The 15806-nt window shown below is 31.4% G+C and carries 13 protein-coding genes; 9 read left to right on the forward strand and 4 right to left on the reverse strand.

Annotated features, from left to right (window positions below; translation table 11 throughout):
• Positions 1-368: 368 nt before the first annotated feature.
• Positions 369-701 (forward strand): hypothetical protein, encoded by a 333-nt coding sequence (locus tag BN2665_RS12495; protein ID WP_055667447.1) that lies wholly within the window; start codon positions 369-371, stop codon positions 699-701.
• A 44-nt stretch (positions 702-745) separates the two neighbouring features.
• Here BN2665_RS12495 and BN2665_RS12500 read toward each other — a convergent pair whose 3' ends face one another.
• Both BN2665_RS12500 and BN2665_RS12505 read right to left on the reverse strand, forming a co-directional pair.
• Positions 746-1759 carry a CehA/McbA family metallohydrolase gene (locus BN2665_RS12500; RefSeq protein WP_055667448.1) on the reverse strand — a complete coding sequence of 338 codons (1014 nt, stop codon included), beginning with the start codon at positions 1757-1759 and terminating at the stop codon, positions 746-748.
• Positions 1760-1933: 174 nt separating this feature from the next.
• Positions 1934-4933 carry a vitamin B12-dependent ribonucleotide reductase gene (locus tag BN2665_RS12505; RefSeq protein WP_055667449.1) on the reverse strand — a complete coding sequence of 1000 codons (3000 nt, stop codon included), beginning with the start codon at positions 4931-4933 and terminating at the stop codon, positions 1934-1936.
• Between the two features lie 372 nt (positions 4934-5305).
• Between BN2665_RS12505 and BN2665_RS12510 the strand changes: the two genes are divergently transcribed.
• From BN2665_RS12510 to BN2665_RS12520, 3 genes are all read left to right on the forward strand, one after another.
• A complete protein-coding gene (locus BN2665_RS12510) occupies positions 5306-5809 on the forward strand; it encodes a gamma carbonic anhydrase family protein (RefSeq protein ID WP_055667450.1) in 504 nt (167 codons plus the stop codon).
• A gap of 109 nt (positions 5810-5918) precedes the next feature.
• On the forward strand, positions 5919-6755 hold the full coding sequence (locus BN2665_RS12515; protein WP_055667451.1) for a ComEC/Rec2 family competence protein: 837 nt from the start codon (positions 5919-5921) through the stop codon (positions 6753-6755).
• Between the two features lie 33 nt (positions 6756-6788).
• Positions 6789-7271: a GAF domain-containing protein gene (locus tag BN2665_RS12520; protein WP_055667452.1), complete on the forward strand. Its 483-nt coding sequence runs from the start codon at positions 6789-6791 to the stop codon at positions 7269-7271.
• A 48-nt stretch (positions 7272-7319) separates the two neighbouring features.
• On the opposite strand, the gene BN2665_RS12525 is transcribed toward BN2665_RS12520, so the two are convergent.
• Positions 7320-9941 (reverse strand): calcium-transporting P-type ATPase, PMR1-type, encoded by a 2622-nt coding sequence (locus BN2665_RS12525; RefSeq protein ID WP_055667453.1) that lies wholly within the window; start codon positions 9939-9941, stop codon positions 7320-7322.
• Positions 9942-10394: 453 nt separating this feature from the next.
• On the opposite strand from BN2665_RS12525, the gene BN2665_RS12530 reads away from it, so the two are divergent.
• Positions 10395-11264: an SDR family oxidoreductase gene (locus tag BN2665_RS12530; RefSeq protein ID WP_423229854.1), complete on the forward strand. Its 870-nt coding sequence runs from the start codon at positions 10395-10397 to the stop codon at positions 11262-11264.
• A 12-nt stretch (positions 11265-11276) separates the two neighbouring features.
• Positions 11277-11699, forward strand: coding sequence for a YaaR family protein (locus BN2665_RS12535; RefSeq protein WP_055667455.1), 423 nt, complete (start codon positions 11277-11279; stop codon positions 11697-11699).
• Positions 11700-11723: 24 nt separating this feature from the next.
• Here the strand turns inward: BN2665_RS12535 and BN2665_RS12540 are convergent, their stop codons facing one another.
• Positions 11724-13631, reverse strand: coding sequence for an NAD(+) synthase (locus BN2665_RS12540; RefSeq protein ID WP_055667456.1), 1908 nt, complete (start codon positions 13629-13631; stop codon positions 11724-11726).
• Between the two features lie 293 nt (positions 13632-13924).
• Between BN2665_RS12540 and BN2665_RS12545 the strand changes: the two genes are divergently transcribed.
• From BN2665_RS12545 to BN2665_RS12555, 3 genes are all read left to right on the forward strand, one after another.
• Positions 13925-14353, forward strand: a complete 429-nt coding sequence (locus BN2665_RS12545) for an NfeD family protein (RefSeq protein WP_242865947.1) — start codon at positions 13925-13927, stop codon at positions 14351-14353.
• A gap of 26 nt (positions 14354-14379) precedes the next feature.
• Positions 14380-15327, forward strand: coding sequence for an SPFH domain-containing protein (locus BN2665_RS12550; RefSeq protein ID WP_055667458.1), 948 nt, complete (start codon positions 14380-14382; stop codon positions 15325-15327).
• A gap of 154 nt (positions 15328-15481) precedes the next feature.
• Positions 15482-15790 (forward strand): PTS sugar transporter subunit IIB, encoded by a 309-nt coding sequence (locus BN2665_RS12555; protein WP_055667459.1) that lies wholly within the window; start codon positions 15482-15484, stop codon positions 15788-15790.
• The last annotated feature ends 16 nt before the right edge of the window (positions 15791-15806 follow it).

The following is a 15806-nucleotide window of genomic DNA, read 5'->3' on the forward strand; positions in this document are numbered from 1 at the left end:
TCAGAAAATCATAATAAATTATTAAAAATTAATCAATTTTTTTTAAAAAAAATATTTTTTTAAAAAAAATGTGGTTTTATATTGAGGTATTAATAAAAAATAAATATTTTTATTAATTATATTGCATTTTTTGGATTAAAGTAATATTATATTATTAATAGCATATCAAAGTTTAATTCTATTGTATATTGCTGTCAAATTGGTACCCCACCAACTTGTGATAAAACTCTTAATCTTAGGATTAGGAGTTTTATTATTTTTGAAAATATGTTTAAAAAATCAGGGCATAATCAAAATATCCTTGAAATATATATTAATATAGAATAATATAGTATTTGTAATGTAATTTTAAAAGGGGTGACAGACATATGACATTAGCTAAAGAGATACTGTACATAGTGGCCTTTGCCTTAATAGCCATGATGGTTTATAACCTATTAAAAATATTTGTACTGCCTAAAATTAAAATAAATAAATGGATAGTACTCACTATTGCAGTATTAGTTTTTTTTGTACCTGCTTTACCAATTTTTAATTTTAATCCGACTATTATGATTCCAATTCAATCCCTAATATTTGTTATATTATTTTTATGGTTCTTTGATATGTTTACAGAGGATAGAAAAAATAAAACAAAGAAGATAAAAATTAAACCAAAAGCTAAACCGAATAGAGCTAAAAGCAATGAAAATAAAAAATAATTCCCCATATATAGGGAATTATTTTTTTGACCTTTACCTGGTCTCTATTCTAAAAAAATAGGGGAGGAGTATGCGTATTTTTTGTTTAACATGGTTATTTTAACCAAATACCATCTTTCCTTATTGCATGCTTTTATATTGAAATAATAGCGAACCTTCTCCTGTTTAGGAAAGCTCATATCTTTTACTACTTTGCCTTCAGAGGTTATGATTTCAATTTTTTCTATAGGATTTTTTTCGTCTTTTGCATTGATGTTAAAACTTAAGTTACTTTTATTTTCTGCCTTAAGAATTCCACCCATTATGGTATTATTTATAGCAAAAGAAAGCTGAAGAGTCTTTGAATCAGAAGAATAAATTCTCCTATTTCTTAAGGCTTCTACTAAAGAATTTCTATCTAGTTTATCACTTAAACTTAATATAATAGTTACATTTTCACTATCTCCAAAATTCATTTTATGGTTGTCCTGGCCGTTTATAGCACCTAATCTCCAACCACCATCTAAAAGCTTATAAAATAACTTTTCATATCTATTATACTTATGATCAAAAGAACCATTAGCTATTTCTGCTAGACATATATTATCATTTATAATAGGGGTATGCTTTAATTTTAAAATATTTGATTGAGGATGATTTATACATATAATAGAAGAATTACTTATGGACCAGAGTATAAGTTTATCTATATCTTTTACCGTTCCTTTAAAAAAATTGCTGCTGTTTATAACATTCATATGCCCCCAGGTAGTATCAGCTTCAAAGCCTACTAAAGCTAAGAAATTTTCGTTTTTTTTATTAAAATATTCAGCGTGCTTCAATGAGGATTCCCATTTAATAATATTTTTGCTTTTATATTTAGTATTTTGATCTAGATAACTACTGTGATCCGTAAGTATAATAAAATCTAAGCCTTTAGATTTGGCATATTTAAAAACATCACTAGGATTTCCTTCACCAGTGGAATACATACTGTGGCAATGAGGAATGCCACAATAATATCTATATTTTTTTATCTCATTTTCATTTTTGCTTTTATGTTTACTATGTTTACCCATAAGTTTTCAATCCTTTAAAAATAATTAATTTCTCTTATAATACATAATATTTGTTATCCTGAAATTAGCAACAAAAGATTTATATTTATTTAAAAAATAAAACCCTCTAGAACTGCCTCTAGAGGGTTAAATGTAAATATAAATTTATTTTGTTATAGAACTTTAAGTAGTATATTAGCTGCAACCAGTGGTAGAACCGCAATCTAGGCAAACCATGCAAGTGCCATTCTTAACCATCCTAGTGCTAGAGCAAGTAGGGCAAGTGCTGCCATAGATTCTTTCTCCACCATGTATATGAGGTGAGGCATCAACGGCGTTGGAGGAAGATAAGCTGGTTAGAGCAATATCTTTAGCGGGAGATACACTTTGATATATATCGGGCTTAACCTGACATCTTGAATAGTCTCCCATTTCTATATCTATAACCTTGCTGATTAAGTCTGAAATAGATGATACGTATTTTATATATGGATGTTTTTGTACAAAACCATAAGGTTCATATTTTTGCCCTCTAAGCATCCTAGCAATATCCTGAGCAGGAACATGATATTGCAGCATAACAGAGATGGATTTTGATAAGGAATTTAGTAAACCAGTTATTATAGTTCCTTCTCTGTCCGTAGTAATATATATCTCACATATATCGCCATCAACATTTCTGTTTACTGTAGTATATATTTTTACATCATCGATCTGTGCAGGATGAGTAGTGCCATATCGTATTCCTTGAGGTTTATCTCTCCTAGAGACGTTGACTAGGGATTGAAGTTCTTTTGCTTTTTCTAATAATTGTTGATAATTCATATTTTCTAAATTCACGGAAGAGTCACCATCTAAATTAGTATTTAGCGGCTGACTAGCTTTAGAAGAGTCTCTATAAAGAGCAATACCTTTAACTCCTAATTTCCATGATAGTAAAGCTATATTCTTAAAATCTCCTACAGTAGCATTTTTGGGCAGATTTACAGTTTTTGAAATTGCTCCTGATATTAGAGGAGTAATAGCCGCTACCATCTTTACATGACCCTCAGGGGAGATAAATCTCTTGCCACTGCCACAAATATTAGCAGTGTCGAATATAGCTAGATGCTCTTCCTTTAAATGAGGAACTCCCTCTATTTTTCCATCAACAATTTTTTCGTATTCAAATTCTCCAGTAGATACTTTTTCTTTTCTAGTGATATACTCAATAATATCCTTAATTTCTATATCAGTATAACCTAAATTTCTTAGTGAGCTTTCTATAACGGGGTTACCTAGAGTCATATAGCCGCCGCCAGATAGCTTTTTATAAACTATGTGACTAAAGAATGGTTCTATAGAGGTAGCACCGCAATCCATAGCAAAGGAAATAGTACCTGTTGGAGCTATTACAGAAACTTGGGCATTTCTATATCCATATTTTTCACCAAACTCTAGAACCTTTTGCCATTCTTTTTTCAAACTATCGCTTAGAAATTTTAATTTATTATCTATTAATAGATTGTGATCTACTTCCATAGGAGTATATTCTAAACCTTCATAAGAGGACTTTAAAGCTCCTGATACCCTAGCATGGTTCCTCATAACTTTTAACATGAATTTCTTATTAATATCATATTTAGCAAAGGGTCCTATTTCCTTTGACATTAAAGAGGAGATCACATAGGATCTAGCTGTTAGAATACCAGTTAGAGAAGAGGCAAGATTCCTAGCTTCTTCTGAATCATAGGGATAGCCCATTATCATAAATAGGGAAGCTATATTAGCGATGCCCAGACCAGTAGTTCTAAACAAATAGGTTCTTCTTGCAATATCTTCAGTTGGATATTGTCCCCAGTGTATTGAAGCTTCTAATAATAGCTGATTAAAGCTTATCATATGTAAAAAACCGTCTAAATCAAAGAATTTTCTATCTTCATCGTAAAATTTAAAAATATTTATAGAAGAAAGATTACAAGAGGTATTATCTAAAAAGGCATATTCTCCGCAAGGATTTGTAGAGTTAAGTCTGTTATAAGGGGCATTTACATTGCCGTCTTCTCCAGCAGGGCATGTATGCCAAGCATTAAAGGTATCAGAAAATTGTGGTGCAGGGTCTGCGCATTTCCACGCCGATTCATTAAATAATTCCCAAAGATCCTTAACTTTTATTTTTTTGTTTACTCTTGAGTCAATTCTTCCCTTAAGTTCAATAGTTTCCTCAGGATGCTTATCTAGTTCACAAACCTTTTTCATGAACTCATCTGTGATTCTTAAGGAATTATTGCTGTTTTGTCCTGAAACCGTAGCATAGGCCTCACCTTCGAAATCTGCATCATATCCCATTTTAGCTAGGGCTCTAACCTTATCTTCCTCTTTAGCCTTCCAAGATATGAATTCTTCAATTTCAGGATGATCTATATCTAAGCATACCATCTTAGCAGCTCTTCTAGTAGTTCCACCAGATTTTATGGCTCCGGCATTTCTATCAAAGCCTTTTAAAAAGCTCATTAATCCTGAAGAATAGCCTCCACCAGAAAGCTTTTCTCCTTCCGCTCTAAGGGTGGAGAAATTAGTTCCTGTACCAGAACCAAATTTAAATAATTTGGTTTCTGTTATATATTGTTCTGAAATAGAGTGATCTCCTAGTAATTTATCTTCTATAGAAACTATGAAGCATGCAGAAGCTTGGGTTCTAGTATATGCATCTGAGGATTCTACTACCCTTTCTTTTGACTCATCATAGTAGTAGTTTCCTTGAGGAGAACCCTTTATGTCATAACTTAAGGCTAACCCTGTATTAAACCATTGTGGAGAATTTGGAGCATACATTTGGTTTAAAAGGCCAAATACCATTTCGTCATAGAAGATTTGAGCATCTTCAGCACTCTTTATTATACCCTCATCTTTTAGGGCTTCAGTCCAAAAATTAACCATTCTATGAGCTACCATTTTCATACTAGTTTCTGAGCCGCTAGGAGTAGGTACTCCAGCTTTTCTAAAATACTTTGAGGCTATAATGTCGCAAGCATTTTGAGAATAATGAGAAGGGAACTCTAAGTCTTTCATATCTACAAGAGTTTTCCCGGATTTATGGTCTTTTAGAATTACGTCAACTTTTTTCCAGGAAAAAAGATCATAAACAGATTTAGATTTATCTTTTTCTAGTTCTTTTGTATAATAACGTTTAAAAATTTCTTTTAATGAATTCATTAAGAAACCCCCTATTCAATATGTAAGATACTATACAATAATTACAGTACCTAAATTTGCAAAATATTATAAATTTATTACTTGTTATGAGTGTGATGATTTGTACCACATATAGTATCGTGCATAGGAAAAATATACTATATATAGTGATGTTGTTATTATATAAGAAATTATTATAATAATCAATAAAACTTATCCATCAATATTTAATTTTATCTATGGTGAAGTTCTTCAAACTTTATTTTATTAACTCAATCTATAGTATTTAAATTATTTTTAGTATTTTTGGAGACTATAAAATTACCAAAACTATTTTAAATTTTTTAAATTATGATACAATATACCGTAGGATTAGTAAAAGGAGGATAACTAATGATTTATAAATTTGAAGATAAATATCCTAAAATACATGATAATACTTTCGTAGCTCAAAGTGCTGATATAATAGGAGATGTAACCCTAGAAGAAGATGTGAATATTTGGTTCGGTGCTGTATTAAGAAGTGATGGTGAACCAATAATAGTAAAGAAAGGTACAAATATTCAAGATAATTCTGTAGTACATATAACAGATAAAGCCTATCCAACAATTATAGGAGAAAATGTAACCATAGGTCATGGTGCCATAGTTCATGCCTGCACTGTAGGTAATAATTGCTTAATTGGCATGGGATCCATAATTTTAGATGGAGCAGAAATAGGAGAGAACACCATTATAGCTGCAGGCAGTGTAGTTTCTCCAGGAAAGAAGATACCCTCAGGAGTACTTTGTATGGGATCACCAGCTAAGGTGGTAAGAGAACTTTCCGAAGCAGATAAAGCAGAGTTATTAGAGTCTGCAAGACGCTATATAGAGCTTTCAAGAAAATATAAGTAATAAAAAAACTGGTAGAATTTGCATATAAAATTCTATCAGTTTTTTATTTTTATGCCTATTTTAAATTTAATAGTAAATACTAGATATATATTTTAAAGAAGGTGAAGCTATGAAAATTAAAAAGTTATTTGTTATTACCTTTATTTTTAGCTTAATGTTTTTGCTTTCCATAAGCTCTAATGTTTTAGCTAGAGATGCACAGAGCACTGAAGTACATATTTTAGATACTGGTCAAAGTGATTGTATATTGATTAAGGGAAGAGAAAACATATTGATTGATACAGGAGCTATAGGATTGGGAAATTATATCATGAATTATTTAAAGCAGAATAATGTGGAAGACATAGACTATATTATCATTACCCATTATCATGATGATCATTATGGAAGTCTTATAGATATTTGTGATAGGATGGAGGTTAAAAATGTATTGCTACCTATGCACAAAAATAAAAATAGAGATATTCTTTATAAAGAGCTTTTTAATAAAAATATCAAAGTGAAATTTATTTATAATAATTGGGAACTTAATAATGAAGAGATAAAGTTAAAAGCAATACTTCCTATAAAAGTAGATGAAAAAATAGAAAACAATAATTCTATAGTGCTGCAGGGAACCATAGAAGGAATTAATTATATGTTTATGGGAGATGCAGAGAAGGAAGAAGAGAGAACTCTTAAAGAAGTAGAAATTAAGCCTTGTGATATATTAAAAATAGGGCACCATGGACTCGATACTAGTACTTCTAGATATCTACTAAAGCTATTAAAGCCTAAAATAGCTTTAATAACCTGCGATGGAAAAGAAAGTCCCGATAGCAGAGTAATTAAAAACTTAGAGAGATTGAATTGCAAGGTATATAGAACCGATAAGCAGGGCGCAATTATAATAAGGGGAAGGGATTATAAGAATATTGAAATAAAAGCAGAAAACATGCTAGAATAAACTAAGCAGTAAAGATACACTAGGGGGGAGAAAATGATAAAAGTAGATGTTATGAAAAAAATGAGTGAAGAAGAAAAATATAAATATATGTTAATTTTAACAGAAGGCCAGTTAAGCTCAGAAAAGGATTTTATAGCTAATCTATCTAATATATCCGCTATAATTAATGCAGCTATAGATAGATGTAATTGGGTAGGCTTCTATTTATATAAAGAGGGAGAATTGGTATTAGGACCTTTTCAAGGACTTCCAGCTTGTAATAGAATTGCTATAGGAAAGGGCGTTTGCGGTACTGCCATAGAAGAAAATAAGGTATTAAGAGTGGGAGATGTGGAGAAATTTCCAGGTCATATAGCCTGCGATTCAGCCTCAAGATCGGAAATAGTGGTTCCTATAGTAAAAAATCATAGTATTATTGGGGTATTAGACATAGACAGTCCAGAGCTAAATAGGTTCACAGAATTAGAAGAAGCTTACCTGATTAAAGTTGTTGAAAAAATTAAAAAATATATATAGAATAAAGTTTAAAGGACCGCTTCATGGCGGTCCTTATTTTATAAATTCTTATTTATTTTTTCTTGCTCTAATAAATACTTTAGCTATTTCATTAAGTACTAATGGCATTATAGATAAAGCTCCTACGAATAGCCAATCATTAAAGGTTAGAGGATAAACCTTAAATACTGAAGCTAAGGCAGGTACAGTAATAACAATATTTTGTAAGAATATACCTGCTATAATTGATAGAATCAAGTACTTATTTGAGAATAGGCCTAATTGGAATATAGATTTTTCAGGGTGTCTCATATTTAATGAGTGGAACAATTGAGATACGCTTAAAACTACGAAAGCCATAGTTTGAGCATGATTAGTTCCTACACCATAAGTATATTCGCCTATTTTAAAGGCAATTAAAGTTAGAACTCCAATTAAAATACCGTTTAAAACTAAGCTTACTCCTGCGCCCTTTCCAAACAAGCTTTCTTTAGGATCTCTCGGTTCATTGTCCATTACATTCTTATCTCCAGGATCAACTCCTAATGACAGAGCGGGCAGGGTATCTGTGATTAAATTTACCCACAAAATATGAATAGGTCTAAGAGGTGTAGTCCAGCTTAATAAAATTGCAAAGAACAATGCTATAATCTCACCTAGATTACAGGATAAGAGGAACATTATAGATTTTTTAATATTGTTATAAATGTTTCTACCTTCCTCAATTGCAGAAACTATAGTTGAAAAATTATCATCAGTTAAAATCATATCTGAAGCACCCTTAGCAACGTCAGTACCAGTTATCCCCATAGCAACTCCTATATCCGCGATCTTTAGGGAAGGAGCGTCGTTAACACCATCACCAGTCATAGAAACTATATTTCCTTTTGATTTAAAGGCTTTAACGATTTTAACCTTATGTTCAGGGGAAACTCTAGCAAAAACTCTGAAGTTACTTATTTGGCCATTTAGCTCTTCTTGAGTAAATTTATCCAGCTCAGCACCAGAAATTGCTTGTTCATTGCTCTCTGCAATGCCTAATTCCTTAGCTATAGCAAAGGCTGTGTTTTTATGGTCTCCAGTGATCATAATAGTTTTAATACCGGATTTTTTACAAGTAGCTATAGAATCCTTAACCTCTAGCCTTGGAGGGTCAATCATTCCTACTAGACCAATGAAGATCAGGTCGTTTTCAAGACTATCTATTTCAACATGAGGAGAAGCTATAGTTTTATAAGCTGCGCCTAAAACCCTAAGAGCATCATCAGACATGCTGTTGGAAGCTTTCATAATATTATCTTTAACTTCATCATCTAAAGTTAAGATTTCTCCATTTATAAAAGCCTTACTACATATTTTTAATAAGTTATCAATGGCTCCTTTTGTAAATACATAATATTCTTCATTGTATTTATTAACAGTAGTCATTAATTTTCTATCGGAATCAAAAGGCACTTCATTGACTCTAGCATGTTCATTTTGAAGAGCATCTTTAAATAAATTAATTTTAAAACCAGCTTCTAACAATGCAATCTCTGTAGGATCGCCAGTTTTTGAAGCTTCAGAATAAGTGGCATCATTACATAAAATAAGATTTTCTATTAATAATTGATGGGTTTTATCCTTTATATCTAGCTTATCAATAGTATTTAAAGAATTATTTGCATAAAGCTTAGTAACAGTCATTTTATTTTGAGTTAAGGTTCCTGTTTTGTCTGAACAGATTATATTTACAGAACCTAAGGTTTCTACCGCGGGTAGCTTCCTAACAATAGCATTTTCCTTTATCATCCTTTGAACACCCATAGCAAGTACTATGGCCACAATAGCAGGAAGTCCTTCAGGAATAGCGGCTACAGCTAAGCTTATAGAAGTAAGGAACATTTCAAAAAGATCTCTTCCTTGGAATAATGAAACCACAAACATAAGAGCACAAATGATTAAAGCACCAAAACCTAGTACCTTCCCAAGCTCTGCTAATCTCTTTTGAAGAGGTGTAAGTTCGGTTTCAGATTCATCAAGCATTTTTGCTATTTTACCTATTTCTGTGTTCATTCCTGTGCCTACAGCTATACCCACACCTCTACCGTAAGTAGCTAAGGTGGACATAAACGCCATATTCTTTTGATCACCTAATGGAGTGTCGGAGCTTTCTAAAGTAATATTTGACTCCTTATCAGAAGGCACAGATTCTCCCGTTAAGGCAGATTCTTCAATCTTTAAATTTGCACTTTCTATGAGCCTTAAATCTGCTGGAATATATCTTCCAGCATCGATTATTACAATATCTCCAGGCACTACCTCCTCAGAAGCAATTTCTTTTAACTCCCCATCTCTTTTAACAATAGCTCTAGGAGTAGAAAGCTTTTTTAAAGCCTCTAAAGCTTTTTCAGCCTTGGATTCTTGCACAACACCTACTACGGCATTAATTAAAATAACTAATAAGATAATTATTGAATCGCTGATTTCTCCAGCTAATCCAGAAATAATTGCAGCCCCAATTAAAATAAATATCATTGCATCGTTTAATTGAGATAAAAAGATCTGAAGTATGGTTTTCTTTTTCTTAGTCGCTAATTTGTTATAGCCATACTTTTCAATACGCCTTCCTACTTCTTCTGTAGAAAGTCCATTTAGGGCATCTACTTGAAGCTCAGAAACAACTTCTTCGGGGTTTTTATTAAACCACATTATAAAATCTCCTTTCATTTATGTAATAAAATTATATATTTTAAATAAACAACAAAGTTATTTATTCTTAAATATTCTTAAATATATTATTATGTTTTTTAACATTCCTTAATCATATATATTAAAAAAGACTTATGTATAACGGTTTATCGTTATACATAAGTCTTACTATTTAATACAAAGCCAGATGAATATGCATCGGTTGTTGACTTTGCAACAGGAACAGTCCTGCAAGCTACTCCCTTATGCTTAAACTTTATTCAGTTAATAACACTATTATAGAAGCCTTACTATAAGATGTCAACAAAAAAAGATAAATTAACATTTTTTACAGAATTATTCCATAGTAAACAAATAATAATTTAGACTATGATTTAGTTTATATAAAATTAAAATATATGATATAATAAAGTATATTTTACAATGTTTATTTTTATTATTGAGGTGAGCGTATTGAAAATTGTTATAACTGGTGGACAAGGTTTTTTTGCCACAAGATTTTATGAGCAATATAAGGATAAATATAATATAACTTTATTAGGAAGAAAAGAACTAGATATTACTAATAGAGAAGAGGTTTTGAAAAAGATAGATAATATAAGGCCAGATATAGTGATACATACTGCTGCTATAGCAGATACGGGGTTATGCGAAGATAATCCAGAAGAATCTTATAGAGTAAATGTCACAGGAACAGTAAATGTAGCAGAGGCTTGCAAGGAAAGCTTATGTAAAATGGTTTTTCTAAGTACAGAGCAAATATTTAATGGAAATGAGGAAAGTGGTCCTTATACAGAGGAGACTATACCTAACCCTAATACTGTTTACGGAAAACATAAACTTCAGGCTGAAAAAGAAATTTCAAAGATAATTGATAGGCTATGGATAATTAGATTAACTTGGCTTTTTGGTTTTCCAGAATATAAGAAAAAAGTTAATGCTAATATAGTATGGAATGTAACGAGCGTTCTCTTAAAGAATGAAAAAAGATATTTTCCAACTAATGAATATAGAGGCATGACTTATGTTTACGAATTATTAGATAATTTCCCCAGAATTTTAGAATTGCCTTATGGAATATATCATACTGGCAGTGAAAATAATTTAAGCACTTATGATATTGCCTTGGAAGTATGTAGAAATATGAAGTTAGAAGAAGTGGCTAAGCAGTATATTTTAAAGGATGAAGAAAAGTATAAGCATAAGGCTAGGGATATAAGAATTAGCAATGGTAAGCTAAGCAAACAGGGTATTATTTTTAGTGATACTCTGCAGTCCATTAAAAAATCTATTGAAGACTTTAATTATAACTTTAAATTATAGGAAGGTGTTTAGATGGAAATATCAAGAGTTAGGAAAAGCACCACAGTGACCTCAGATAGAAAGAAGGTTGAGTCTAGAAAAGATTTTTCTCAAAATTTTAATTTTGCTAGAGATAGAAAAAATGAAGAGCAACTTAAGGAACTCTTTGAAGATATAAAGAAAAAAGGGAATAGGTTAGTCATTACTAAGTGTTATGCTGACGTAAGGGCTTATAAGAGGCTCATAAAAGAATATTTAGAATCTGTATTAAATTATATGTATAGTGTTAGAAAGGATATTAGTTTTTGGCAGACTCAGTATTTTATCACTGTGGATACTGTAGATGCAAAGCTTGAAGAGCTAACACAGCTGCTGCTAGGTGAAGAAAAAGAAAATTTAAATATTGCAGCTACTATTGATGAAATACAAGGACTTATTGTGGACATATATAAGTAAAAAGCGACGTTGGTCGCTTTTTATTTATTTAACCCACAAATTATAGCTTGCATCAGATGGCATTCTCCAATCACCTCTAGGGGATAAACTTATGGTTCCTACCTTAGGGCCATCTGGAAGTGCTGAACGTTTAAATTGCTGAGTGAAAAATCTCTTAACAAATTTATCTAGCCATTTATCTATGGTAGCGTCATCATATTCATTTTTAAAGGCTACTTTTGCGAGAAAGGCTATTTTTTCTAGTGTAGCACCTTGCCTAATAAAATAATACAAGAAGAAATCATGAAGCTCATAAGGACCCACAATATCTTCGGTTTTTTGAACAATGTCTCCATTTTTATCCTTGGGCAAAAGTTCAGGACTTACGGGAGTATCAAGAATGTCCAATAGTATATCTGAGGCTTCCTTCTCCATTTCATGCTCTGCTACATAATTTACTAAATATCTAACTAAGGTTTTTGGTATGGAACAATTAACGGAATACATAGACATATGATCTCCATTATAAGTACACCAGCCCAAGGCTAGTTCTGACAAGTCCCCTGTGCCTATAAGAAGTCCACCCTCTTTATTTGCAATATCCATTAAAATTTGAGTTCTTTCTCTTGCTTGAACATTTTCATAGGTTATATCATGGTTTTCTATAGGATGATTTATGTCCTTAAAGTGCTGCAAGCAGGCATCAACAATATTTATTTCCTTAAAGGTGGTATCTAAGGCTTTGCATAGGGAAACTGCGTTATTATAAGTTCTATCCGTAGTGCCAAAACCAGGCATAGTAATGGTTAATATATTTTTCCTTGGTATTTTAAGCATGTCAAAGGTTTTAATGATAACTAATAGGGCTAATGTGGAATCAAGACCTCCTGAAATTCCTATAACAGCTTTATTTAAACCAGTATGACTGATTCTCTTAGCTAAGGCAGCGCTTTGTATATTAAATATCTCTTTGCATCTTTCTTCACGCTGCTTTTCTCCTGAAGGCACAAAGGGATGCTTATCCACATATCTATCAAATTCACCATAATTGAGGTCATCAAAACTAAATTTTATTTCCCTTACATTATAATTGTAGATTTTAGTGCTATCTCTAAAGCTTACATTTTTCAATCGTTCACTGTTTAGCTTATCAATATCAATAATTGAACATATCACTTCATTTTCTCTTTGGAATCTATGATTTTCTTTTAGCATAGATCCATTTTCACTAATCATTAAATGACCGCTGAAAACTAAATCCGTAGTAGACTCAAAAACTCCAGAAGAAGAATAAATGTAGGCCGCCATGCATCTAGCACTTTGAGAGGCTACTAGGTTTCGTCTATACTCATATTTGCTAACTAATTCGTTAGAGGCAGAGAGATTACAAATGATATTTGCGCCACCTAGAGATAAGAAAGAACTAGGGGGGATTGTAACCCAAAGATCCTCACAGATTTCAAAAGCGATTTTATTGATACCATCACTAAAAATCAAATTACTTCCAAAGGGTATTTCCTTTTGGAAATATAAGTCTATAGATTCTTCTGACAGGGCATTGCCTTCTGTAAACCATCTTTTTTCGTAGAACTCAGTATAATTAGGAATAAAATTTTTAGGTAAAATACCTAAAACTCTTCCTTTATGTAGGATATATGCACAGTTATAAAGAGAATACTTATGTACTAAAGGAGCACCTAGGGCAATTAATATGTCCTTATCTTTAGAAAATTGTGCTAGTTCTTCTATAGCTTTAATAGATTGTTCTATTAAATGATTTTGAGTAAATAAGTCTCCGCAGGTATAGGAAGTAATAGAAAGTTCAGGGAAAACAACAATTTTGCAATGCTTTGCCAAAGATTCTTCAATACATTTTTTTATATTTTCAATATTATAGTGTATATCTGCCACTTTTGTTACAGGACAAGCGGCTCCAACTCTGATGAAATTCATAGTTTCACTTCCTTAATTATATAGTTATAATTTATTTTGCTCATTTTCTAATTAAATAATAAAATGAAATGAATAGAAAATCAATGAAATATATAGTAATAGAGTATTAAAAGAGAAAATACGGTATAAAATAACCTATTATAGGTATAAAATAAACTTTATTAATTTTTACATATACCATATAATGAGGATATAAGATTCCTTAAATAAACCAAAATTAATTAATTTTAGAATGCATTAAATTATGGGTAAATTTGATGTATAATATAAGTGTAGAGAAAGGAGGGGGCTATGTGAATTATTTTATTATGTGGATAATTATTGGAGTAATAACTCTAGTGCTTGATATAGCTACCAGTACATTATTATTTGTTTGGTTTACCTTAGGAAGCTTAGGAGCAATTACAGCTTTAATGCTAGAGGCTAGTTTTGTTGTTCAGGTTTTAGTATTTTTGGTAGTCAGTGCTATAGGATTTGCAGCAGGCTATCCACTGGCAAAGAAGATTATCAAAAGAGATGTAAAAAAGCTTTCAACTGTGGAAGAGGGGTATTTGGGTAGAGAATTAATTGTAGACGAAGAGATTATAGAAAAGTCTATGATAAAAATTGATGGTATTTATTGGACTATAAAAAATGAGGGTGAAATGATAAAAAAGGGAGATAAGGTAATTGTAACAGGAATCTCAGGAAACAAAATTATTATAAGAAAATCTTATTTATAATATATATTTATTAGGAGGGAATTATTATGGATATTGGTCAAATATTATTTGTAATATTTTTATTGGTGGTGATAATAGCTATATTATCTTCAATAAAAATTGTTAATACAGGATATGTATATATTCTAGAAAGATTCGGACAGTTTTATAAGGTGCTAGAACCAGGTTGGCATTTTACAATACCTTTTGCTGACTTTATAAGAAAAAAAGTATCAACAAAGCAACAAATACTAGACATTGAACCTCAAAATGTTATCACTAAAGATAATGTTAAAATATCTATTGATAATGTTATATTTTACAGAGTACTTAATGCAAAAGATGCAGTTTATAACATAGAGAATTATAAATCTGGTATAGTTTATTCTACAATTACTAATATGAGAAACATTGTAGGTAATATGACCTTAGATGAAGTACTTTCTGGAAGAGATAAAATAAATTCAGAATTGCTAATGGTAGTGGATGAAATCACCGATGCTTATGGAATTAAAATTCTATCTGTAGAAATAAAGAATATTATACCACCAGCAGAAATTCAACAGGCAATGGAAAAGCAAATGAAGGCTGAAAGAGATAAGAGAGCTATAATATTACAGGCAGAAGGTCAAAAGCAAAGTGAGATAGCAAGAGCAGAAGGAGAAAAGCAGGCTAAAATCCTTCAAGCAGAAGCTGAGAAAGAAGCTAATATAAGAAGAGCTGAAGGTTTAAAAGAATCTCAACTCTTAGAGGCAGAAGGTAAAGCTAGAGCTATAGAGGCCATAGCACAGGCGGAAGCAGAAGCTATTTCAAAGGTTAATAAATCTATCATAGCCTCAGGCACCAATGAAGTGGTTATAGCCTTAAAACAAGTAGAAGCCTTAAAAGAAATGGCTAAAGGACCAGCTAATAAGCTAATATTACCTAGTGAAGCTGTTTCTTCTTTAGGAAGTATAGCTGCCTTAGCAGATATATTAAAGGAAAAAGAAAAGTAACTGACAGTGTATCAAAAACAGTGTATCATTTATCAAGTAAATGATACACTGTTTTTTTATCTGCGCTATTTAAAGCTTTTTAAGAGTTGGCATGATACTTGCTATATAAAAGTGTAGTTGATAAAACAAATACAAATAGATAGGAGGAATAAATATGAAGGTATTAATGGTATGCTCAGGTGGGATGTCTAGTGCTATAGTTGTTAAAGCTATAAAGCAAGAAGCTGATAAGCAAGGTTTTCCACTTGAAATCAAAGCAGTAGGAACTACTGAATTTGAAGATGAATTAAAAGAAGGTTCCTATGATTTAGCTATAGTTGCACCTCAAGTAAAACACAGAATGAAAGTGTTTGAAGAGCAAGCAGCAGCAGCTAATGTGCCAATAGAATTAATAGTGCCTATGGGATACACTCCAATAGGAGCACCTAAGGTATTGGAGCAAATTAAAAAACATGCAAAATAATTAATAGGCAATCATT

This window comes from Desnuesiella massiliensis, assembly GCF_001403615.1.
Lineage (GTDB): Bacteria > Bacillota > Clostridia > Clostridiales > Clostridiaceae > Desnuesiella > Desnuesiella massiliensis.